Below are 21,354 nucleotides of genomic sequence, written 5' to 3'. Positions count from 1 at the left end.
TCCCGTCAACCGATCTGGTCAAGGAACGTGTCGAACTTGGCCTTCCAATCCAGCGCCTTGTTGATATCGGCGACGGTAGAGTTCGGATAGGCGCAATAATAACCGGTGGTTTCGATGGCGCTTCCGAGAATATAATCACGCAGCTTTGGATAATCGCGTGCTCCCGGATATCCCTCGCAATGACCCCAGATCGCGTCGATTCCATCGGGGGCCCGCTCGGCAAAATCGCGCATATAGTCTTCCACGTCGCCGTCAAAATTCGTCGCAAACAGCAACCGCGTGTCGTCATCGAAGATGACCCAACGCACGATATGGATGGTTCCGAGAGACGAGATTTTACCGCCGTTTGCGGCGGTGAGCCCCTGAAGTGTCTGACGTAGCGCCGGAGCATGACCAGAAACGATCTTGGTAATGGCGGTGAGAGCGCTGATCTTTCCAACTTTCAATACAACTGTCATGGCAACTCCTCCCTGGGATGAGCTGGAACCGTTGCGAATGGCTCATGTGCAGCGGGCAGCAGAGCTGGCTTTACGCCCGAGCTTTTAACGCAGAATACATCTACAGCGTGTGATGTGTTTCACACCGAAAAGGTCCCGGTTGCTCTTGGAGCATGTTACACAAGGTGCTTCACCGTCCGGTCACCGGGGACGTCACCGCAAATTGCGCGCAGACGACCATGTGACCGAGCTCGCTCAGCATTGAACTCCTCGATGTTGGTGAAGGCTTCCGGTTCCATTCCGCTCGATTCGTGCCGCTCATGTGCTATTGCTGCCTGCGCAACGATGCGAGGTCTCCATGCTCCCCATTCCCGCCGACATCTTCACCGAACAAGAGGACGTCTCGCCCGACAGTCTCGCCAATCTTGGGCCGCTCCGCCGGCTCGCCGGCACCTGGCAGGCGAACAAGGGTATCGATATCAATCCGAAGGCGGAGGGGCCGGAGCGGCGGACCTTCATCGAGCACATCCGGATGGACCCGATCGATCCGCAGGCCAACGGGCCGCAGCTGCTTTACGGACTGCGCTATCACATCCACATCAACACGCCCGAGGAAGACATCACCTTCCACGACCAGGTCGGCTACTGGCTGTGGGAAGCTGCCACCGGGCTGATCATGCAGACGCTGGCAATCCCGCGCGGGCAGGTGCTGCTGGCCTCCGGCCAGGCCAAGCCGGATGACAAAAAGATTTCCGTCACGGCGAAGCGTGGCGACACCGCTTACGGGATCTGCTCGACCGACTTCCTGGAACAAGCGTTCCGCACCGACAGTTACCGCTGCGACATCACCTTCAACGACGACGGCAGCTGGAGCTATGAGATCCAGACCGAATTGTTCGTCCGCGGCGCGCCGTTCAATCATCATGACAGCAATACGCTTAAGCTGGTCGCGCCGCCAAAACTCAACCCGCTCGCGGTGATCGTGAACGATCGGGCCAAGAACGATCGCGCCAAGAACGACAAGCCGGCCTGAGAAGCCGGTTCGGAGAATCTGCATGAAGCCTTATGTCATCTGCCTGATGCACGCGAGCCTCGACGGCCGCACCCATTCGAGCCGCTGGCGTCCGAAGGGGGCCGGCACCGACTGGTTCGAGACAATCCATGACGAGCTCGGCGGCGATGCCTGGGTGATCGGCCGCGTCACCGGCTCCGAGTTCGCCAAGGGCAAGCCCTATCCCGAGACGTCGCGCGAGACATTCCCGCGCGAAAACTGGTTTGCGCGGCGCGATGCGAAAACCTACGGCGTGGTGCTCGACGCGCACGGCAAGATCGGCTGGGGCCGCTCGGACATCGGCGGCGATCCGATCGTCGCGGTGCTCACCGAGAGCGTGCCGGATTCGCATCTTGCCGGCCTGCGGGGCGAGGGCGTGTCCTATATCTTCGCCGGAAAATCGGAGATCGACCTCGCATCGGCGGTCGAGATCCTCAATCGCGAGCTTGGCGTCAAGCGCCTGCTGGTGGAGGGTGGCGGCGTCGCCAATGGCGCGTTCCTGCGCGCCGGCCTGATCGACGAATTCAACCTGATCCTCAGCCCCGCGATCGACGGCGCCAGGGGTGCCCCGTTCGTGTTCGATTCGACCGACGCCGACAGCGACAAGCGCGCGCCGCTCACCGCGATGACGCTGGAGAGGACGCGGCAGCTCGGCGGCGGCGTGCTGTTGCTGCGCTACCTGATCCAGAACGACGCCGCGGGCCAATAAGCAACGGCAATGTCTGATACGTCAGAGCATATCGTCATCGTCGGCGCGGGCGCGGCCGGCCTGATGGCCGCCCGCGAGCTCGCGAGCGCCGGCAAACGGGTCACGATCCTGGAGGCGCGCGACCGCTGCGGCGGACGCATCCATCCGCTGCCGGCATCGGAGTTCGGCTATCCCGCCGACGGCGGTGCCGAGTTCGTCCATGGCGAGGCGCCGGTCACGCGCGATCTGCTGAGCAAGGCGGCGCTGTCGGTGCAGGCCATCGAAGGCACCCAACGGAGCTTTGACGGCACTAAACTTTCGCGTGAAGGCCGGGACAATCCGCATGAGGCCGAGCTTCTTGCCGCGCTGAGGGACCTGAAGGACGACCTCACCGTCGCCGAGTTCCTGCGCCGACATTTTGCGGGCGATGAATATGCGCAGGTGCGGCACACGATTGAACGGATGGTCGAAGGCTACGACGCCGCCGACCCCGAGCGCGCCTCGACGCTGGCTTTGCGTGAGGAGTGGATGGAGGGCGGACTCCATACGCAGGGGCGCGTCGTCGGCGGCTACGGCGCGTTGATTGCGTTTCTGGCGGCCGAATGCCGCAAGCATGGCGTTGTGATCCGGCTCAATTGCGAGGTGGTGGCGATCGAAGAAGGCGCCACAGTTGCGGTCCGTTGCGCGGGCGGCGAGACGTTCGCCTGTGACAAGGTGATCCTCACCGTGCCGCTGCCGCTATTGCGCGAGATCGCGCTGCCGCAAGCCGCGCGCGAAAAGGCGGCTGCGGCAGCCGACATCGGCTTCGGCAATGTCATCAAGATCCTGTTGCGCTTCAGCCGGCCATGGTGGCGCGACAGGGCGGTGGATCTCGCCGATCTCACCTTCCTGCTGTCGGACGAGACGATCCCGGTGTGGTGGACGCAGAATCCATCCGAGCATCCCGTGCTGACTGGCTGGTTCGGCGGGCCGCGCACCGCAGCGCTGGCCGGACTCGATCGGCAGGCGTTGATCGACGCCGGCATCGATTCGCTCGCCACGATCTTCAGTCTGTCACGCGATGATCTCGTACGCGACCTCGTGGTGTCGGAAGCCGCCAACTGGGCGCACGATCGCTTTGCCGGCGGCGCCTATTCCTGGGCGACGCCGCAGACGCGGGCGGCGCAGGAAATTTTCGCGCGCGCCGATGGCCCCGTGCTGTTCTCCGGCGAGGCGCTCTATCGCGGCCGCGACATGGGAACGGTCGAGGCTGCGCTCGCGAGCGGCCGGGAGACGGCTCGCCTCATCTTGCAGGGTTGAGAAAGAAGGCCCGCATCTCTGCGGGCCTCTGGTCTCACCAGTGATGGGCTCACCAGCGACTGCCGCCGAAGCCGAACGTCACGCCGGGGCCGCCGCCACCATAGTAACCGTACGGCCCGCCGCCGTAATAGCCCTGGTGCCGTGGATAGTAACCGTAGCTGCGATAGTGCGGACGGTAGTAGCCGCCGTGGTGAGGGTGCCAGCGGTGATGACGATGGCCGTAATGGCGGTGCCTATGCTGCGCGCTGATGTCGGTTGACTGGCCAATTCGCGCGTCGGGCTTGGCCTTGCCGCCGCCAGCCGCGTTGGCCGTGGACGCGGTGAGCGCCACGGCACCGATGGCCATCGCGACAAAGAGATACTTCATGTCATCACTCCAGTTGAGATGTCGAGTGACAACAGATGGGTGTTTGCTGCGTTCCGGCGAGTGCGGGCGTCGAAACGACGCAGACAATCAATGCGGAATCGCGCCGAGATTTATTGTCGCACCGCTGCGAGCGAGCTGACGACGTCGTTTGTGGTCACGATGCGGGCGAATTCACCGTTCAAATTCGACAGCGTCATCGCGTGAATGGATTCGGCCGAATGCGTGTCGCCGTCGGGGCCGACGCGATCGAATGTCCAGGTCGCGTCGCGCACGAGCCTTGCGTCGAAGCCGAGATTGCCGGCCATTCGCGTCGTCGTCTCCACGCAATGATTGGTGGTGGCGCCGCAGATCACGAGGGCGGCGATGTCGTTCGCGCGCAGGCGCGTCTCGAGATCGGTGCCGATGAAGGCGCTGTTGACGCGCTTGACGATCACGGGTTCGCCGGCCTGCTCGCGCGCCTCGTCCTTGACGGCGTAACCGGTGCGCGACGGCAAAAACGTCGAGTTCGGCTTGGTGCCTTCGTGGCGGATGTGGAAGATCGGCGCGCCGTTCGCCCTGAACGCCGCGAGCAGGTCAACAATGCGCGCCACCGCATCCGGATTGTTGCGCCGCTTGCCCGCGGCCTCCCATTCGTCGAATGCGCGCTGGACGTCGACGACGATAAGGGCGGGGAGGGGATGGGGCATGGCGTGCGGATTCCGAAGTTTTGTGGAGTATGCGAAGCGATCCCTGACCAACGCAATGTCGATCTTCCCTCGTTTCGGGACGGCTCGAACTCCGCAATGACGAAATGAGAGGTCGTCTCGCGCCAATGATGCCGTTACTTGAACGGATCCTGGACCGACGGCGACGACTGCCGGATACGGCGCACGCTCACAGGCTTGCCGTCGGAGACGAACAGCAGCTCGTATTTGCGGCCCTCGCTGTCGGTCGCGGAGCAGGTGACGTCGTTGACCTTCCTGGCGGCGAAATTGCCGGTCTGGCGGCAGGACCCGGTGGAGGTCTGCGCCGCCGGCACCGGCAGGCCATCGACCTTCGGTCGGTTCTTGGAGTTGAGCAGCATGCGGTCGACCGGCAGCTCGTAGGAATTGTCATCTGCCCGTTTGCCGTTCTCGCCCGAGAACGACACGACGTGGTTGTCGTCGCTGGGGTCGTCGACGGCGACCGCGAAATTGACCCGGCCCTTGTCGTCATGGGCGAAGGCCACGGTCTTGCAGGCAAAGGGGCGCCCGGCGACCTTCAGCGTCTTGCAATGACCCGACATCAGGGCCAGCACGTCCATGAGGGAGTTCTGCTGTGCCGGCGGATTGTTCACCGGGATCGGGCTGGAAGATTCGGCAAAACAAGGGCTTGCGAGGACAATGAGGATTGCGGCCAGGGCCGGTCGGCGGAGGCGCATCGTCAGGCTCATGTGCCAGGGGGCCACGGACGGGCGAAAGTTCCGCCCAATAACCATCGAATCGCAAATTGGTTGCGATCCCGTTTGCTCCGCCAATCCCGACTGGAATACCACCGCGCCACCCATCGGCGATTCACCCCGATCACCGCAACCCGTCCCGCCAGGCACTTGCCGCCAGGCCGGTGTTTTTTTCGTGGCAGAGCTAACCCATCGCGGCCTGCCAGCGCGTATCGCGCAAGGACGGGCGGCGGTGCAGGCGGGCATCGAGCAGGCTGCGGGCGCGCGGCAGTTCGCCGCTGCGCATCAGGGCCACGAGGAAAGTGTCCTCGATCAGTTCGCGCTGGGCATGGCTGCCACCGATGCGCACGACCTCAGTGAGGACGGGGGCGAGATCGCGCACGCAAGTGGCGTAATTCTCATCCGCGAAGGCGACAAGCGCGCGGCAGATCGCGGGCACGACGGGGCCGGCCGGCAGCTTGCCGTCGGCAAGGCGCTGCTCGATCACGCCAAGGCGCGCGGAAAGCGCCTCGCGATTTTGCGTCGCGGCCGCGAACAACGCCATGTGGACGTCGGCGAAGGGCAGGCTCGATTTCGGAAACAGTTTTTGCGCGGCAGCGTCGGCCTCGACCCAGAGCGCCTTTGGCACGGCGTGGCCGTAGGCCGACAAACGCCAGAGCAGCGAGGCACTGTCGGTGATGACGTTGAGCGGCGGTGCCTGTGTGGCGGAGGGCTGCAGCACATCGGCATAGATTTTGAGCGCGCGGGCCGCATCGCCATGCTCCAGCGCGCCGAGCGCCTGGTGCCAGAGAATATGGCCGTGCAGGATGCCGGCGCGGTCGTAAGTCGGAATCCACTCGTCGACGAGACGGTCGGCCGCCTCGATCGAGCCGTCCTCGAACATCGCGTGCAGCACCGCGTGTGCGGCGTGGGCGTTGGCCCGGCGCAGATTGAAGCCGCGCTCGGTGACGGCGCGGCCGCGGGCGACGTCGCCATTCTCGGTCATCGCCCAGCCGGACATGGTGAGAAACCACCAGTCCTCGCCATAGTGATGCGCGACGCGTTCGCACAGCTCATGCCGGGCACGGTCGTGATCGGCCATGCCGGAGAAGGCGAACAGGCCGAACGCGCCGAGCGGCAGCGACAGCACCACGGCATCGCGCGGCCAGCTCTCGATGTGCTCCGACATGGCCGCGATGGCCTCGGGCAACCGGCCCTCGATCGCAAGCGCCAGCGTCTCGACATGCGAGCGCTCGCGCTCCGTACCGCGTTTCGCGACGAGCTCGCGCGCCAGTGCTGCCTTCTGCCCCGCAAGATCGCCCTGCTGGTAGAACGCATGCACGCGGGCGCGGGCGATGTGGGCCAGCGCGAAATCCGGATCGGCCGCGATCGCGCGCTCCAGCGTCTCCGCCGTGCCGGTCCAGCCGGCGAGCATGAGGTCGACGCCTTCGCGATAGGCGGACGCGGCCTGATCGGAGGTGGTGGAGAGCGGCAGGCCGTAGCGGTCTTCGAGCGCCATCGTTGTCTCCGAGCCTTCACGCCGTCCGCGCGCGGCGTCCTTCGATCGGATAGGCCGGGTCGTTGTAGCCCGGCGTCGACGGATGGCCGGGCACGACCAGGCGGTCGATCAGCGCCTCGTCATCCGCGGTGAAGCGGTAGTCGAGCGCGCGAATATAGCCGTCCCACTGCTCCTCGGTGCGCGGACCTGCGACGATCGACGAGACGAAGGCCGAGTTGAGCACCCAGGCCACCGCGAATTGGCCGGCGGTGATGCCGTTCTTCTCGGCGTGGCGCTTGATCTCCTGCGCGAGCTGAAGCGACTCGGAGCGCCATTCCGTCTGCATCATGCGGGTGTCGTTGCGGCCGGCGCGCGTTTCCTTGTCGGGGGCTGCGTCCGGCTTGTACTTGCCGGTGAGCACGCCGCGCGCCAGCGGGCTATAGGGTACGATGCCGAGGCCGTAATTGGCGCAGGCCGGAAAGTGCTCGACCTCGGGCATGCGGTTCATCGCGTTGTAATAGGGCTGGCTCGCCACGGGACGGTCGATGCCGAGCCGGTCGCAGATGTTGCAGATCTCGGCGACGCGCCAGGCGCGGTAGTTGGAGACGCCGAAATAGCGGATCTTGCCGGCGCGGATCAGATCGCCCATCGCGCGCACCGTTTCCTCCAGCGGCGTCGCATGGTCTTCCTTGTGCAGATAGTAGATGTCGATGTGGCCGGTGCCGAGCCGCTTCAAGCTCTCCTCGGCCGCCTGCAATACCCAGCGCCGCGACAGCCCGACGCGATTGGGATCATCACCCATGGGATTGGCGAGTTTCGTCGCGAGCACCCAGGCGTGACGGGTGTTGCCGATGGCGCGGCCGACGACCTCCTCGGAGCCACCCTTCGAATAGGCGTCCGCGGTGTCGATGAAGTTGATGCCGGCCTCATGCGCCTTGGCAATGATCCGCGTTGATGCCGCTTCATCCGTCGGGCCGCCGAACATCATTGTGCCCAGACAAATCGGCGAGACCTTCAGGCCGGAGCGGCCGAGTTGGCGGTGTTGCATGGGCTGTTTCCTCGAGGCTTCAGTTGCGAGGCACCATAGCCAGCTACAGCCGTCATTCCTAGCGCAGCGAAGCAATCCAGAAATGCCGTCTCCTCTCGTCGTCCCGGACAAGCGCAGCGAAGCGGAGCGCAGATCCGGGACCCATACGCCGCAGCAATAGTTTTGCGAAGACTCGGAGTTACCAGCTTCGCCTCAGACTCCTCCCTGTGGCTATGGGTCCCGGCCTTCGCCGGGACGACGGCGGAGCAAGAACCTACGCCGGCCCCTTCAAAATCTTGAACACACCGTTCGCCATCACCACGCAGCGGTCATCCACGCTCACCTCGGTGCTCATGAAGATCAGGCTGCGGGTCGCGCGCACCACGCGGGGGCGGGAGATCAGGATGTCGCCGATTTTGCCCGCTTCCACGAAATGCGTGTCGAGCTGCACCGTCGCCATATACTCCTTGCCGGAGACGTAGCGGGCGGTCATGCCGCAGGTGCGGTCCGCGAATGTCATCATCACGCCGCCCTGGACCATGCCGCGGCGGTTGTGGTGCTTGTCTTCGGTGGCGAGTGCGAACTCATATTGACAGTCGACCTTGCGCTCCCACAGCGGGCCGACCAGGTGCATGAAGCCGGTGGTCTCAAGGATGGTCCAGCCGTCTGATTTGAGCTTTGCGGCGGTCTTGCTGATCATCGCTCCGTCCATCCTTGCAACGCTTGATCTCTCCTCGTTTCATCGAGCGCGGTCCTGGTGTAGTCAAGCATCATGAGAGCTTTCGGCGATGCCACCAGACGGAATATCGCAGACGCCTGCGCTTCATTCGCGCGGCTGCCCGATGCGACCGAACCGTCGGCGCTGAAGCGCGCCGCGGTGGTGCTGGCGCTGACTGCATCCCATGACGGTGACGACACCGCGTTTCTGCTGACCAGGCGCGCATCGAGTTTGCGCTCCCATCGCGGCCAGTGGGCGTTGCCGGGCGGACGCTGCGATGCCGGCGAGACGCCGGTCGAGGCGGCGCTGCGCGAGCTCGATGAAGAGCTCGCACTCAAACTTCCAGCCGACGCCGTGCTCGGTCTGCTTGATGACTATCCGACTCGCTCCGGCTATCTGATCACACCGGTCGTGATCTGGGCTACCGAGAGCAATGCGATCACGCCGAATCCGGACGAGGTCGCCTCCGTCCATCGCATCGCGCTCGACACGATCGAGCGCGATGACGCCTTCGACTTCACGGCGATCCCCGAAAGCAACCGTCGCGTGATTCGATTCCATCACCAGATGAGCCTGATCCACGCGCCGACGGCGGCGCTGATCTATCAGTTCCGTGAGGTGCTCGCGGGCCGTCAAACCCGCGTCACCGACCTGGAACAGCCGGTTTTCGCCTGGAAGTGATGGTAAACGGCGCGTTAACGTGACGGTTACCGGATGCCTGCTAAGAGGGCAGCATGCATCATTCGATTCGAACAAAGCTGGCGCTGGTTCCACTCGCGCTGGTCCTGCTCATCCCCGCCGCACGCGGCGGCGAGTCCGACGCGCTGCCATCAGCCGTCAGCAATGCCAATGCTCAGCTGTTGTCGCAGTTTTTCGCGCAAGGCGGTGGCGCGTCGCCGGCGGTGCTCGAATATCGCCGCAAGCTGGCCGAATATCAGCAGATCCGCGGCGCGTTCGATGCCGAGGCCGGCGCCTATTGGGGCCAGGTCTCGGAGAAGCGGAAAGGCCGCAACGCGAAGCGACGCAGCGGGCAACAGATCACGCTCGACGACTACGTGCTGGACCAGCCGCCGGTCTATACCGGGCCGAAGCGGCCGGTGAATCCGGAGCCCGAGGAAACGCCGGAGCGCCCCGTGCGCAAACCGCTTCCGGTGGCCTCCGATCTCCTGCGTGCCGCACAGGATCTCTATCAGTTCACGCCGCAGCGTCCGGCCAATGAGGTCGAGTTCAAGCGCGCCTATGCGCGCTACGCGCTCGCCTCGGGGCTGACGCGCGAGCAAGCGGTGCGAGTCTATTCGTTCGAGACCGGCGGCACCGGCAATTATGACGTGCAGGCCGGCATCGAGCACGGCGGCAAGCGCGCGATCTCGACCGCGATGGGCTACAACCAGCTGCTCACCACCAACAGCGTCGAGCTGCTGGCCGAGCAGGGCCATGAGTTCATCCGCGCGCTTTCCGACAAGGTGGCGCGCACCTCAGGGCCGGCGCGCCAGTCGCTCGAGCACAAGCTCGGCGTTCTGAAGAAGATGGTGGCGCATGCGAAGTCGGTGCCTGACACCTGGTCGGAGCATGAGAAGATCGGCGATACCGCGCAGGGTTGGGCCATGCATGCGATGGTGCTGGACATCGACATCGGGCCGATGCTGCAGACCCACAAGCTCCTGACCTCGGTGCTGTTCGCCCGCGCCAAGGGCTACACCCGTCCGCTCACCGCCGCCGAGCTCGAGATGATGAACCTCACCGGCGACGGTACCGGTCTCGACATGGTGACGATGCCGCAGGCGATGCGCGAGCAGGTGCCGACCTCGAACTTCTTCCAGCGCGGCGGCTACGAGCGCAACCCGGTCGCAATCCGCCACAACACGGTGGCGAAGCTGCTCGCGGTGACGGATACGCGGATGGACAGCAACAGCAACAATGCCGGCGCGCGAGAGCTGGCGGCAGCGTTTTAGGACGGTGCCGTAGGGTGGGCAAAGCGAAAGCGTGCCCACCACTGCCAGATCGTGGGCACGGCGCTCACGCGCCTTTGCCCACCCTACGGCAGCTTCGTTGTGGCGAGAGCCGCGCCCTACTGATCCGACCCGAACTTGAACCTGCCGTCGCCTTCGAGATACTGCCCGCTGCGCATGTAGAGCTGGCCGTTCTGACCGATGAAGAACAGCGTGCCCTTGGGCACCTTCTTGGCGCCCTTCAGGAGTTCGCCGGCATTGCTGGTGCCCATCTTGTAGGAAAACGTCTTGCCTTCCTTGTCATAAGCATAGCCGGTGTCCGGCTTGAGCTCCCACGGCGTCGCTGCGTTTTGTGCGCATGCGGGAGCGGCGAGCGCGCCCAGCGCGGCTGCAATCGCAAATGTCTTGATTGAAAATGCCATCATCCATCCTCCCCGTCATGGGGTGCCCTGCTTGAACAAATCACGAACGACGTTTCCGGGTCAATCCGCGATGACGCCGCAGCGCATCACGTCTCGCCCAGCAGTTTGTGATTTTCCCTTCGTCCCCTCGCGACTATGTTCCGCTTTCAGTCTAGAACGCAACACGACAAAGATATTGGTGGGGATGATTCGAATGCGCCACGTCATTAAATTCTGCTGGATTGCCGGGTTGTCGCTGACGGCGCTCGCGCCGGCCGCCCGGGCCGATGACTTCCAGCTCAGCCACAACCAGCGGATTTCGTGCAGCCGCGGCCTTGCCCCGGGCAAGCTCAACACCGCGACCTGCAAGTCCTACACCTATCTCTTCAACACCAAGACCTCGGAATATTTCCGCTGCCAGGTCTCGCTGGCGCTGACCCGCGACAACAAGGAAGTCATCAACGTCCAGACCGACGGCGGCTGCACCAAGAAGCCGCGCATCTTCGAGACCGACGGGCACTACGACTTCGACGCGACCGAGACCGAGCCGCCGAACACCAACTCGTTCTTCGGCCCCGGCGGCTACTCGATCTGGGCCGCCGACATGGCCGCGCAGAAGATCCGCGGCTGCATCACCATCTCCTCCGGCCTCGGCTCCGACATCTCTAAGTGCCTGGACATGACGTTCCAGTGACGGTGACGGTGACGGCACGGCGCGCGTAGCCCGGATTACGCTTCGCGCCATCCGGGCTACAAAGAAAAATAATAAGGGAGAGGTGCGATGGACCGGCTCAAGGGCAAGGTTGCGATGGTGGTGGGCGCCGGTTCGATCGGGCCCGGCTGGGGCAACGGCAAGGCCACTGCGGTGACCTTTGGGCGCGAGGGCGCGCAGGTGTTTTGCGTCGACCGCAACGGCGCTGCCGCCGAGGAGACCGCAAAGATCATCACCGGCGAGGGCGGCAAGGCGACCGCGTTCACCGCTGACGTGTCGCGGCCTGCCGAGATCGAGGCGATGGTCGCGGCGTGTCTGAAGGCTTATGGCCGCATCGACGTGCTCGACAACAATGTCGGCATCGCCGAGATGGGCAGCGTGGTCGAGGTGACCGAGGAGAGCTGGGACCGCGTCTTCTCCGTCAACCTCAAGAGCGCCTATTTCGCCATGAAGCACGTCATCCCCGTGATGGCTCAGCAGGGCGGCGGCTCGATCATCAACATCTCCTCGATCGCCTCGATCCGCCACATGGGCATCTCCTACGTCACCTACGGCGCCTCCAAGGCCGCGATGAACCAGATGACGCGCACCACCGCGATCGAGTTCGCGCGGCATCATGTGCGGGTGAATGCGATCCTGCCCGGCCTGATGAAGACGCCGATGGTGGAGCATTCCGCCGGCCTCGCCAACAGCTACGCCAAGGGCGACGTCGAAGCGATGTGGCGCGCCCGCGACGCGCAGGTGCCGATGGGCCATATGGGCGACGCCTTCGATGTCGCCAACGCCGCGCTGTTCCTGGCGTCGGACGAGTCGAAATATGTGACGGGGATCGAGCTGGTGGTCGATGGCGGGATCACGTGCAAGGCGGGGGCGTAGCTCCGATCTCCGCTGTCGTCCCAGGGCGCGCAAAGCGCGAACCCGGGACCCATACCCACAGGGAGTGGTTGTAGCGCTAAGAGGCAACTCCGAGTCTTCGCAAAACGATTGCTGCGGCGTATGGGTCCCGGATCTGCGCTTCGCTTGTCCGGGACGACGGCGGAGTTAGCCGCCCGCACTCAACTCCGCCCGATCCAGCTCCTCCTCCAACCTATGAAACGCGTCATCACCGATCACCTCGGTCGCGCGGAGGCCAAAGATCGATTTGCGTGCGGCCTCGATGGCGCGGCGGCGCAGGGGATCGGCGGGCAGTTCGCCGTTGGCGATGCCGCCATGCGGATCGTCGTCGGCCCGCATCAGGACGGCGCGATATTCGAGCCGAAGGATTTCCGCTTCTTCCGATGGATCGTCCTCGATCGCATCGAGCGCGGCGCGATAGGCGATGGCGCGGGCGCGCGCGACTTCGACGCCGACGGGGTCGTCGTCCTTCAGGCCGAACGCCAGGATCAGCGGCCGCAATGTCAGGCCCTGGATCACCAGTGTGCCGAGCACGACCGCGAATGCGCAAAAGACGATGAAGTCACGATAGGGAAAGTTCTCCGGCAGCGCAAAGGCAGTGGCGAGTGTGACCAGGCCGCGCATGCCGCACCACGAGATGATGAGGCCGCCCTTGGGCGAAGCGACCTGTTTCGGATCCTTCGGATGATAGATGCCATGTGCGATCAGCACGCGCAACGTCGTACGGTAGAATGTGATCCAGAGCAGCCTGACCAGAATCACCGTGAGCAGGATCCAGGCGGCCGCCACGCAATATTCCCAGCGCACCTCCTGGTCGAGCCGCGTCCAGATCGGCCGCATCTGCATGCCGATCAGCATGAAGGCAAGCACGTTGAGCACGAACACCGTGGTCTCCCACACCGCGTAGGATGGCACCCGCAGCCGCGCCGGCATGCGGGCCGGAGCCGTTTGCGCGATGGTGATGGCGTAGACGACGATGGTGAGGATGCCGGAGAGGCCGAGATGCTCGGCGGCAATCCAGACCATGAACGTGGTGGCAAATTGGACGATGATCGCGCTCGGCACCTGCGTCACGCGTTCCATGAGGTGCGGGATGATGCGGCCCGCGAGAAGACCCGCAAGGACGCTGCCGACTAGCCCGAGCGCGATCGTCGGTGCGACCTCGCTCCATTTCAGATGCTCCATCGCGACCGCGCCGACCGCGATGCGATAGATCAGCAGCGAGCTGGCGTCGTTGAGCAGGCTTTCGCCCTCCAGCACCTTGACCATGCGGTAGGGCAGCTTGACCTGGCTCAGGATCGCGACCGCGGCCGCGGCGTCCGGCGGCGCCACGATCGCGCCGAGCGCCACCGCGGCGGCCCAGGGCATGTCCGGAAACAGCCGGTGTGCGACGAAGGCCACGCCGACCGTGGTCAGCCCGACCGCGGCCACCACCAGGGTCGAGACCGGAACCCAGTTGTTGCGCAGGTCGCGTAGCGAGGTGTCGAAGGCGGCATCCATCAGCACCGGTGCGACAAAAAGTGCCAGCGCCAAGTCGGGCTCCAGCGCCCAGGACGGGCTCGACGGGATGAAGGCGACCAGCGCGCCGCCGATGGCGAGAAAGGCCGGGTAGGGGACCTTGATCCGCCGCGCCAGCGCCGATAATGCAACGGCGCCGAGCAGAAGCCCGATGATCCATTCGAATGTCGACACGACGATCCCCGAAACCGATGTAAGCAGCGCCACAAGCTAGCACCAATCCGGCCGTATGATGGATAGTACGGCCTCAAGGCAAGCCTTTCCGACTGCAGCGAGCATGCGTTTTCAAAAACTTCTTCAATTGTCCGGAGCCGTGGTGCTCTCAGCGCTTTGGCTCGGTGCCGCTCGGGCCGCGACCGGGGGCGAGCCGGCCGCCGTGCAGATTGACGTCGCCGCATGCCTGTCCGCAGCCGCGGCCGATGACATGGACAAGGCGACCCCGGCCTGCGCCGCCGTCATCGACAACGAGAAGACGGCAAAGCCCGATCTGATCAGGGCGCTGGTCGCGCGCGGCGCGCTGCTGGCACAGCATGACCAGATCGACCGGGCTATCGCCGACGACAGCCGCGCGTTGCTGCTCGATCCCACGCTGGCCGACGTCTTCAATGCGCGCGGTGAACTCTGGCTGAAGAAGGGCGACAAGCCCAAAGCGGTGCAGGATTTCGGCGCTGCGCTGCGGATCGATCCGAACCACGAAAAGGCCAAGGCCAATCACAAGGCGATCGCGCGTGAGCTCGAGCGGATCGGCGCGCAGATGGCGGTCGCCGGCAAACCCAGCTTCAATTGCGCAGGCGCGCGCCGCCCGATCGAGAAGGCGATCTGCGGAAACCGTGAGCTCGCCGACCTCGACCGCGAGGTCTATGCCGCCAATGCGCGCGTGTTGCGCGAGGCGCGCAACGAGGGCGAGGCCAGGAAACTCCAGCGCGAGCAGGATGACTTTGTTACGCGTCGGAACGCCGGGTTTGGCCGGCCCGGATTTGATTTGAAGAAGGCGATGCAGGACAGGCTGCAGCGGCTGAACGGGGTGGACGGGTATTGACGCCCGGAGGCGCGCCAGTTGTGGCGCCCGTTATGTGCGCGCCATGCGACTGGACGAAGCATTGACTGCGCTAAGGGAAGGCGTAAGCTAGGGCCTTTCTACTTAAGATCGAATTCCCATTGTTTCATTTGAATCGAGTATTTGCCATGCAAACTATGCGGCTGGGAGTTTTGGCATTTGTTGCCATGCTGATCGCAAGCGGTCCTGCCACAGCGGGCGGCATGCATGTGAGGCCGGACAGCGTTACCATTGAGGGCGGTCCTCTCCACACCTTCAAGCCGAACGACTCGATCACAGTTTCCTTCGACGCCGTCGATTTTGAATTCGGCTCGAACAAGGCCAAGTCCATCATCCTGGGCGTCGCGCCCTTCTCGCCGCGGCTGCAGCGTCTCACGCGTGCGAACATGGCCGACTGGCGCATCTTCGGCGCACGCATGAAGGACGCGAGCCGGCGTTATATGGCCACGAAGGCAGCCACCGGGCGTGACAGTGACTATGAAGGGCTGATGCAAGTGCAGATGACGTTCACCGCGCCGGACAGGCCCGGTATCTATCATCTGGTCTACAATCGTATTCCCATTTTCACGTCCGAGAGCCTGTTTGCCGCCGGCAATCTTGGCGAGGTCGTCGAACTCACCAAGGGAGAGCGTACGGCAGCAGAGTCGCTGATGGGACCGTATCTCGGCCAGTTCGAGCAGATTGCTACCTTCACGGTATCGAATGCAGAATCGGCGGATCAGAGCTTGACGGTCTATCTGCGTGCAAATGGAGAGACGCCGACCGATGCCGACGTCAAAGGCGGCGTCGTCGACAAGCCGCTGGAATTTTCCTGGTTCGTGGGACCCGAGTTCAAGCTCGACAAGCGGAACGTCCTCTTCCGCTACAAGATATTTCCGATCGATACGGACTGGTCGGCCTGGACTTCCGAAACCAGCGTCAAATACCATTTCCTCCCCAGGGGAACTCTGAACTTCCGGGTGGAAGCGGAGTATGACGACAAGAAAATATCGTTCGTCTCGCAGCCCGCCAAGTTCAACTTCGTCCTGCTCGATCATCTGGTTGCAAAGGCGACCGCTGCCACGATCTTGAAGGGGCCCAATGACAAGCAGTTCGAATCCGGTGGCAAGGTCCTGGAAACCAAGATCGCCTTTGACGCCGTCTATGCGTCGAGCCGAGCTTTGATTGTCGGAGTTCATACCTTCAAGGACAATCTCTCCTTCAGGGAATTTCCGGCGGACAAGATCCAGCAGGATGTGAACACGCTGGAGGCTGCGCTGGTTGCCAACGGATTTCAGGTCACCAAGCTGTTCAAAGAACAACTGAACCGCGACGAGATCATGGTGGCGCTCGACAAGCTCGTCAACGAGGCGCAGGAGAACGACCGGCTGTTCATCTATTTCTCGACGCACGGGTTCGCGGACCGCAATGCGCCGAGCGAAGGGTATATCGCGACGACCGATTGCAAGTACTTATCCCCGTCGGTCGGGTGCATCCGCCTGTCCGATATCGGCTATCAGGCCAAGCGGGCGCTGGAGGGCAGAAAGGTCCGCCAGGTCCTGATCGCCGTCGATAGCTGCTTCTCGGGACTCGGCGTGATCAGCAAGGCGGCCGGCGTGCCGGACTTCTCGAGGCTCGCCGTCGCGCCTGGCGCCTATATGCTGACGGCAGGCATGGCCGATCAGATCGCCCAGATCGATCCCGAACTGAAGATGAGCACCTTCACCTACTTCCTGGCCAAAGGATTGCAGGGCGATGCCAGTATCTTCGACAAGAATGGCATCATCTCGCTCACGGAGTTGTTCCTCTACACCCAGTACAACGTGGCGAGGCAGACCGATTCCAAGCAAATTCCCATGCTCGGCCGTCTCAGTGGTGACGGGGAGATGCTGTTTCGGCCGAGCCACATACACTGACGGAGAGATAGATGCCAGCAGATCGACGCGAATGCCTGCGCCTCCTGGTGGGCTCGCTCGCCGTCATGCCCGCGGTGATGGTGCAACCTTGCCTGGGAGAAGGAGCGGCGGCTGATCGCGAGCCGACACAGAAAGAATGGCTGGACGAGGTATTCTCGTCCGGCAAAGCCGTGAAGGGCGGCCTTTACCTCTACCGTTTCTCCGACGAGATGTATGCACTGACGCAGCCGATCTCGTGGGCGCCGAATGCCAACTCTCCGAAGGACCTACAGCGCGTCGACGTGCCGAAGGGTTTTATCACGGACTTCGCCAGCGTGCCGCGGATATTCTGGTCCGTTCTGCCTCGAGACGGAACCTATCTCTATCCGGCAATCGTGCACGACTACATGTATTGGAACCAGAGCACGTCCCGGGATCAGGCCGATGAGACGCTGCGCGAGGGGATGCAGGACTTCTCGGTCGACCCGATATCACTGAATGCCGTTTACTGGGGCGTGCGTGCTGGCGGGTGGGTGGCGTGGAACAAGAATGCCAAGCTGAAGGCAGAGGGCGCGCGACGTACGCTTTCGAAAATGCCTGAGGATCCGCTGATCAAGTTGAGCGATTGGGAAAAGGATCCTTCGCACTTCCAGTGACGTGACGTCATCGCCTGATCGAGCCAGGCGGTGCTATCGCCGATGGCTGCCGGTGTTGTGCTTGAACCAGACGTAGCGTGGCCGCGACAATGGTGAGAACCTGACGTCACGGAGCCCTATGCCATGTGCGGCACGCATTCTTCCGCGCAAAGATCCTCTTCCGCCAAGATACTGCTGCGCGCGCTTCTCCTCGGAGCCGCGATGAGCCTCGTCCTCGCGGCTCCAGCCTCAGCCGCCGTCGATTGCGTGTCCGGCAGCAAAGCCACCCCGGCCGAGCTGATGCCGGCCTGCACCGCCATCATCGACCAGATCTCAAATCCAGGTTCAGATCGCGTCGCGGCGCTGCTGGTTCGGGCCGATGCCAATGCGCGGACCTCCGGCGGTCTCACCCAGGCGCTGCGCGATATCGACCGCGCCATCGCGCTCGACGGCAAGAACGCGCGCGCCTGGCGCCTGCGCGGCGATCTGTTGCGCGAGGCGGGCGGCGATCTCAACCGCGCCACGTCCGATCTCAGCAAGGCGATCGAGCTCGATCCACAGGATGCCGAAGCCTATGAGCTGCGCGGCGTCGCCTACACCAACCAGCGCCGGCTCGACCGGGCGCTTGCCGATTACGACAAGGCGATTAAGCTGAAGCCGGATTATGCGCAGGCCTGGTCCGATCGCGGTGCGACCTATTATCTCAACGGCGACAACGACAAGGCGGTCAGCGACCTCAGCCAGGCCTTGCTGCTCGATCCGAACCGGGCGCGCAGTTACACCAATCGCGGTGCGGCCTACAAGAAGCTCGGCCAACTCGACAAGTCGATTGCCGACGACAGCAAGGCGATCAGGCTCGATCCGAAAGTGCCGGAATATTACGACAATCGCGGGCTCTCCTATGCCGCGATGAAGGACTACGACAAGGCGATCGCCGATTACGACCAGGCGCTGCGGCTGGCACCGCGGCCGAACTTCTTCACCAATCGCGGCGATTCCTACCAGTTCAAGGGCGAGTTCGGCGCAGCGCTCAGCGACTACAATGACGCGCTGAAGCTCGATCCGAATTTCGCGAAGACCTACAACAACCGCGCCGTGCTCTACACGAAAATGGGCGACCGCAAGAAGGCGCTGGCCGATTACGAGACGGCGCTGCGGCTCGACCCCGGCAACACCAATGCCGCGGACGGCCGCCGCACCATGATGGCGGAGATCGCGAAGTTCGGTGCCGAGCCAGCGCAGCCGTTGGCCGCGAATTCCGGCAACGGCCCGTCATTCGATTGCGCCTCTGCGAAGCGCGAGGTGGAGAAGGTGATCTGCGCCGATCCGCAGCTCGGCATGCTCGACCGCCAGCTCGCCGAGGCCTATCAGCGCGTGCTGAAATCGATAAGCCGGCGCTCGGCCGCCGATCTGCGTAAATCACAGCACGATTTCCTCGCCACCCGCGACGCCAGCTTCCGCCGCCCCGGCTACGATCTGAAGAAGGTCATGCAGGACCGGTTGCAGCGGTTGAATGCGATGGAGAGCTGAGAGGCGCTGAAGGAGCCGAAGCCGTGCGGCTGGCTCGTTCACCTCTCCCGCTTGCGGGAGAGGTCGACGCGCTCGTAGAGCGTGGCGGGTGAGGGCTTTCTCCTCTTGGGGACTTCCTCTGTGAGCCGCGCACAATCCCGGCGCGGAGGCACCCCCACCCCAGCCCTCCCCCGCAAGCGGGAGAGGGAGCGTACCGCCGGTGCCGCAGCGACGGTGGCTCCCCAAACGGCCCACCCTTTTCAGCTTGAACCGCGCCCCGATCCCGGGAAAATGCTCCCCAAACAAGGCCGGTACTTGATCCCTGCCATGGCGGGACTGACGTCCTGCCGCCAGGTCAAGGCGAGGCCAATAAAGGGAACGGGAGCGCGGGAATGAACGACCGAGGAAAGAGCCGTTATCACGAGGTCCATACGCGCTCGTTGAGCGATCCCGAGGGTTTTTGGTCGGAGGCGGCGAAAGAGATCGACTGGATCGAGCCGCCGAAGACAATCTTCGATGCTACCCAGGGCGTCTACGGCCGCTGGTTCACCGGCGGCGTCGTCAACACCTGCTACAATGCACTCGACCGCCATGTTGAACGCGGTCGTGCCGACCAGGTCGCGCTGATCCATGATTCGCCGCTGACCAATTCGGTCACGAAGTTCACTTATGCCGAGCTGTTGGCCGAGGTGCAGGCGCTCGCCGCCATCATGCTGGACTTTGGCGTCGCCAAGGGCGACCGCGTCATTCTCTACATGCCAATGGTGCCGGAGGCCGTGGTTGCGATGCTCGCCTGTGCGCGTATCGGTGCGGTGCATTCCGTGGTGTTCGGCGGCTTTGCCGCAAAGGAGCTTGCGACCCGCATCGACGACGCGCAGCCAAAACTCATTCTCTCCGCAAGCTGCGGCATCGAGCCCGGCCGCATCGTGCAGTACAAGCCGCTGCTCGACGAGGCGATCAGGCTGGCGTCGGCGAAGCCCAAGGCCTGCATCGTGCTGCAACGGCCGCAGCTGATCTGCGACCTCACGCCAAAGCGCGACTATGACTGGACGAGCCTGCGCCGCAAGGCGATGAACGACGGCAAGAAAGCGCCGTGCGTGCCCGTTGCCGCGACCGATCCGCTCTACATCCTCTATACTTCAGGCACGACTGGTATTCCCAAGGGCGTCGTGCGCGACAATGGCGGGCATCTGGTCGCGGTGAAATGGTCGATGTTCAACCTCTACGGCGTCAAGCCGGGCGAGGTCTGGTGGTGCGGTTCCGACATCGGCTGGGTGGTCGGCCACAGCTACATCATCTACGGCCCGCTGCTGCATGGCGCGACCTCGATCATGTTTGAGGGCAAGCCGGTCGGCACGCCCGACGCCGGCGCGTTCTGGCGCGTCATCAGCCAGCACAAGGCGGTCGCCCTCTTCACCGCGCCGACCGCGTTCCGCGCCATCCGGAAAGAGGATCCGGAAGGCAAGTTCATCCGGCAATACGATCTGTCGAAATTCCGCACGCTGTTCCTCGCCGGCGAGCGCGCCGATCCACCGACGGTGGAATGGGCCGAGCAGCAGCTGAAGGTGCCGGTGATCGATCATTGGTGGCAGACCGAAACCGGCTGGTGCATTGCCGGCAATCCGGTGGGCTTGGGGATGCTGCCCGTGAAGCACGGCTCGCCGACGGTGCCGATGCCGGGCTATCAGGTCGATGTCGTCGACGAAGCGGCAAAACCGGTCGGTCCCAACACCATGGGCTCGATCGTCATCAAGCTGCCGATGCCGCCGGGCTGCCTGCCGACGCTGTGGAATCAGGACGAACGCTTCAAGGAGGCCTACCTCACCGAATTCCCCGGCTACTACAAGACGTCGGATGCCGGCTACAAGGACGAGGATGGCTATGTCTTCGTCATGGGCCGCACCGACGACATCATCAATGTCGCCGGCCACAGGCTCTCCACCGGCGGCATGGAGGAGATTCTGGCGTCGCATCCGGATGTCGCCGAATGTGCCGTGCTCGGCATCAAGGACGCGATCAAGGGCGAGGTGCCCTGCGGCTTCCTGGTGCTGAAGGCCGGCGTGAAGCGGCAGCCCAGCGAGATCGAAAAGGAGATCGTAGCACTTGTGCGCGACCGGCTCGGCCCGGTCGCCGCGTTCAAGCTCGCCATCACGGTCGGCCGCCTGCCCAAGACGCGCTCGGGCAAGATCTTGCGCGGCACCATCAAGAAGATCGCCGACGGCGAGGCCTGGACCATGCCCGCCACGATCGAGGATCCCAAGGTGCTGGACGAGATCGGGGAGGCGCTGAAGGGGCGGGTGTGAGGCGCCAGATGGGGCTTGAAG

At 63.9% G+C, this 21,354-nt stretch carries 21 protein-coding genes; 12 read left to right on the top strand and 9 right to left on the bottom strand.

What is annotated here, in order from left to right; genetic code table 11:
* Window positions 1-5: 5 nt before the first annotated feature.
* On the bottom strand, window positions 6-458 hold the full coding sequence (locus V1280_RS26215; protein WP_148775660.1) for a hypothetical protein: 453 nt from the start codon (window positions 456-458) through the stop codon (window positions 6-8).
* Between the two features lie 337 nt (window positions 459-795).
* Here V1280_RS26215 and V1280_RS26210 point away from each other — a divergent pair, with 337 nt between their 5' ends.
* The 3 genes from V1280_RS26210 to V1280_RS26200 are packed head-to-tail and all read left to right on the top strand — an operon-like array spanning window position 796 to window position 3,475.
* Complete coding sequence (locus V1280_RS26210) at window positions 796-1,470, top strand: FABP family protein (protein ID WP_334530846.1); 675 nt, start codon at window positions 796-798, stop codon at window positions 1,468-1,470.
* 22 nt (window positions 1,471-1,492) lie between these two features.
* Entirely contained in the window at window positions 1,493-2,197 is a 705-nt protein-coding gene (locus V1280_RS26205) for a RibD family protein (RefSeq protein ID WP_334530843.1), read from the top strand.
* Between the two features lie 9 nt (window positions 2,198-2,206).
* Window positions 2,207-3,475 carry a flavin monoamine oxidase family protein gene (locus V1280_RS26200; protein WP_334530840.1) on the top strand — a complete coding sequence of 423 codons (1,269 nt, stop codon included), beginning with the start codon at window positions 2,207-2,209 and terminating at the stop codon, window positions 3,473-3,475.
* Window positions 3,476-3,524: 49 nt separating this feature from the next.
* Here V1280_RS26200 and V1280_RS26195 read toward each other — a convergent pair whose 3' ends face one another.
* The 6 genes from V1280_RS26195 to V1280_RS26170 all read right to left on the bottom strand — a co-directional run bounded on the left by V1280_RS26195 (window position 3,525) and on the right by V1280_RS26170 (window position 8,463).
* The gene (locus V1280_RS26195; RefSeq protein ID WP_334530837.1) at window positions 3,525-3,842 is read right to left on the bottom strand and encodes a hypothetical protein; all 318 of its coding nucleotides are present in this window, start codon (window positions 3,840-3,842) and stop codon (window positions 3,525-3,527) included.
* Window positions 3,843-3,952: 110 nt separating this feature from the next.
* Window positions 3,953-4,528, bottom strand: coding sequence for a cysteine hydrolase family protein (locus V1280_RS26190; RefSeq protein WP_334530834.1), 576 nt, complete (start codon window positions 4,526-4,528; stop codon window positions 3,953-3,955).
* Window positions 4,529-4,662: 134 nt separating this feature from the next.
* Window positions 4,663-5,241, bottom strand: coding sequence for a hypothetical protein (locus V1280_RS26185; RefSeq protein ID WP_334530831.1), 579 nt, complete (start codon window positions 5,239-5,241; stop codon window positions 4,663-4,665).
* Window positions 5,242-5,443: 202 nt separating this feature from the next.
* On the bottom strand, window positions 5,444-6,757 hold the full coding sequence (locus tag V1280_RS26180; protein WP_334530828.1) for a tetratricopeptide repeat protein: 1,314 nt from the start codon (window positions 6,755-6,757) through the stop codon (window positions 5,444-5,446).
* 16 nt (window positions 6,758-6,773) lie between these two features.
* On the bottom strand, window positions 6,774-7,784 hold the full coding sequence (locus V1280_RS26175) for an aldo/keto reductase (RefSeq protein ID WP_334530825.1): 1,011 nt from the start codon (window positions 7,782-7,784) through the stop codon (window positions 6,774-6,776).
* Window positions 7,785-8,037: 253 nt separating this feature from the next.
* Window positions 8,038-8,463 (bottom strand): PaaI family thioesterase, encoded by a 426-nt coding sequence (locus V1280_RS26170; protein ID WP_442895160.1) that lies wholly within the window; start codon window positions 8,461-8,463, stop codon window positions 8,038-8,040.
* 72 nt (window positions 8,464-8,535) lie between these two features.
* On the opposite strand from V1280_RS26170, the gene V1280_RS26165 reads away from it, so the two are divergent.
* The gene (locus V1280_RS26165) at window positions 8,536-9,162 is read left to right on the top strand and encodes an NUDIX hydrolase (protein ID WP_334530819.1); all 627 of its coding nucleotides are present in this window, start codon (window positions 8,536-8,538) and stop codon (window positions 9,160-9,162) included.
* A gap of 53 nt (window positions 9,163-9,215) precedes the next feature.
* Entirely contained in the window at window positions 9,216-10,433 is a 1,218-nt protein-coding gene (locus V1280_RS26160) for a hypothetical protein (protein ID WP_334530816.1), read from the top strand.
* Window positions 10,434-10,549: 116 nt separating this feature from the next.
* Here V1280_RS26160 and V1280_RS26155 read toward each other — a convergent pair whose 3' ends face one another.
* A complete protein-coding gene (locus tag V1280_RS26155; protein WP_334538417.1) occupies window positions 10,550-10,852 on the bottom strand; it encodes a hypothetical protein in 303 nt (100 codons plus the stop codon).
* Window positions 10,853-11,045: 193 nt separating this feature from the next.
* On the opposite strand from V1280_RS26155, the gene V1280_RS26150 reads away from it, so the two are divergent.
* A complete protein-coding gene (locus V1280_RS26150) occupies window positions 11,046-11,525 on the top strand; it encodes a hypothetical protein (RefSeq protein ID WP_334530814.1) in 480 nt (159 codons plus the stop codon).
* A gap of 87 nt (window positions 11,526-11,612) precedes the next feature.
* Window positions 11,613-12,419 carry an SDR family NAD(P)-dependent oxidoreductase gene (locus V1280_RS26145; RefSeq protein WP_334530811.1) on the top strand — a complete coding sequence of 269 codons (807 nt, stop codon included), beginning with the start codon at window positions 11,613-11,615 and terminating at the stop codon, window positions 12,417-12,419.
* Between the two features lie 165 nt (window positions 12,420-12,584).
* Here the strand turns inward: V1280_RS26145 and V1280_RS26140 are convergent, their stop codons facing one another.
* Complete coding sequence (locus V1280_RS26140; RefSeq protein WP_334530808.1) at window positions 12,585-14,162, bottom strand: cation:proton antiporter; 1,578 nt, start codon at window positions 14,160-14,162, stop codon at window positions 12,585-12,587.
* Between the two features lie 70 nt (window positions 14,163-14,232).
* On the opposite strand from V1280_RS26140, the gene V1280_RS26135 reads away from it, so the two are divergent.
* The 5 genes from V1280_RS26135 to V1280_RS26115 all read left to right on the top strand — a co-directional run bounded on the left by V1280_RS26135 (window position 14,233) and on the right by V1280_RS26115 (window position 21,333).
* The gene (locus V1280_RS26135; protein ID WP_334530805.1) at window positions 14,233-14,994 is read left to right on the top strand and encodes a tetratricopeptide repeat protein; all 762 of its coding nucleotides are present in this window, start codon (window positions 14,233-14,235) and stop codon (window positions 14,992-14,994) included.
* Between the two features lie 185 nt (window positions 14,995-15,179).
* Window positions 15,180-16,907 (top strand): caspase family protein, encoded by a 1,728-nt coding sequence (locus V1280_RS26130; RefSeq protein ID WP_334530802.1) that lies wholly within the window; start codon window positions 15,180-15,182, stop codon window positions 16,905-16,907.
* 47 nt (window positions 16,908-16,954) lie between these two features.
* Complete coding sequence (locus tag V1280_RS26125) at window positions 16,955-17,542, top strand: DUF1353 domain-containing protein (protein WP_334530800.1); 588 nt, start codon at window positions 16,955-16,957, stop codon at window positions 17,540-17,542.
* A 123-nt stretch (window positions 17,543-17,665) separates the two neighbouring features.
* Complete coding sequence (locus V1280_RS26120; protein ID WP_334530798.1) at window positions 17,666-19,051, top strand: tetratricopeptide repeat protein; 1,386 nt, start codon at window positions 17,666-17,668, stop codon at window positions 19,049-19,051.
* A 371-nt stretch (window positions 19,052-19,422) separates the two neighbouring features.
* Window positions 19,423-21,333, top strand: a complete 1,911-nt coding sequence (locus V1280_RS26115; RefSeq protein ID WP_334530795.1) for a propionyl-CoA synthetase — start codon at window positions 19,423-19,425, stop codon at window positions 21,331-21,333.
* The last annotated feature ends 21 nt before the right edge of the window (window positions 21,334-21,354 follow it).

The sequence above is a fragment of the Bradyrhizobium sp. AZCC 2230 genome, from assembly GCF_036924495.1.
GTDB lineage: Bacteria > Pseudomonadota > Alphaproteobacteria > Rhizobiales > Xanthobacteraceae > Bradyrhizobium > Bradyrhizobium rifense.
The sequence above is the reverse complement of the archived record's forward strand: the minus strand, read 5'-3'. Positions and strand labels throughout refer to the sequence as shown.

Coding starts and splice junctions, on each gene's coding strand:
- V1280_RS26145 (WP_334530811.1), top strand. CDS start 11,613: ATGGACCGGCTCAAGGGCAAGGTTGCGATGGTGGTGGGCGCCGGTTCG.
- V1280_RS26115 (WP_334530795.1), top strand. CDS start 19,423: ATGAACGACCGAGGAAAGAGCCGTTATCACGAGGTCCATACGCGCTCG.
- V1280_RS26160 (WP_334530816.1), top strand. CDS start 9,216: ATGCATCATTCGATTCGAACAAAGCTGGCGCTGGTTCCACTCGCGCTG.
- V1280_RS26165 (WP_334530819.1), top strand. CDS start 8,536: ATGAGAGCTTTCGGCGATGCCACCAGACGGAATATCGCAGACGCCTGC.
- V1280_RS26215 (WP_148775660.1), bottom strand. CDS start 458: ATGACAGTTGTATTGAAAGTTGGAAAGATCAGCGCTCTCACCGCCATT.
- V1280_RS26155 (WP_334538417.1), bottom strand. CDS start 10,852: ATGGCATTTTCAATCAAGACATTTGCGATTGCAGCCGCGCTGGGCGCG.
- V1280_RS26135 (WP_334530805.1), top strand. CDS start 14,233: ATGCGTTTTCAAAAACTTCTTCAATTGTCCGGAGCCGTGGTGCTCTCA.
- V1280_RS26200 (WP_334530840.1), top strand. CDS start 2,207: ATGTCTGATACGTCAGAGCATATCGTCATCGTCGGCGCGGGCGCGGCC.
- V1280_RS26185 (WP_334530831.1), bottom strand. CDS start 5,241: ATGCGCCTCCGCCGACCGGCCCTGGCCGCAATCCTCATTGTCCTCGCA.
- V1280_RS26195 (WP_334530837.1), bottom strand. CDS start 3,842: ATGAAGTATCTCTTTGTCGCGATGGCCATCGGTGCCGTGGCGCTCACC.
- V1280_RS26170 (WP_442895160.1), bottom strand. CDS start 8,463: ATGATCAGCAAGACCGCCGCAAAGCTCAAATCAGACGGCTGGACCATC.
- V1280_RS26210 (WP_334530846.1), top strand. CDS start 796: ATGCTCCCCATTCCCGCCGACATCTTCACCGAACAAGAGGACGTCTCG.
- V1280_RS26205 (WP_334530843.1), top strand. CDS start 1,493: ATGAAGCCTTATGTCATCTGCCTGATGCACGCGAGCCTCGACGGCCGC.
- V1280_RS26175 (WP_334530825.1), bottom strand. CDS start 7,784: ATGCAACACCGCCAACTCGGCCGCTCCGGCCTGAAGGTCTCGCCGATT.
- V1280_RS26150 (WP_334530814.1), top strand. CDS start 11,046: ATGCGCCACGTCATTAAATTCTGCTGGATTGCCGGGTTGTCGCTGACG.
- V1280_RS26120 (WP_334530798.1), top strand. CDS start 17,666: ATGTGCGGCACGCATTCTTCCGCGCAAAGATCCTCTTCCGCCAAGATA.
- V1280_RS26180 (WP_334530828.1), bottom strand. CDS start 6,757: ATGGCGCTCGAAGACCGCTACGGCCTGCCGCTCTCCACCACCTCCGAT.
- V1280_RS26130 (WP_334530802.1), top strand. CDS start 15,180: ATGCTGATCGCAAGCGGTCCTGCCACAGCGGGCGGCATGCATGTGAGG.
- V1280_RS26190 (WP_334530834.1), bottom strand. CDS start 4,528: ATGCCCCATCCCCTCCCCGCCCTTATCGTCGTCGACGTCCAGCGCGCA.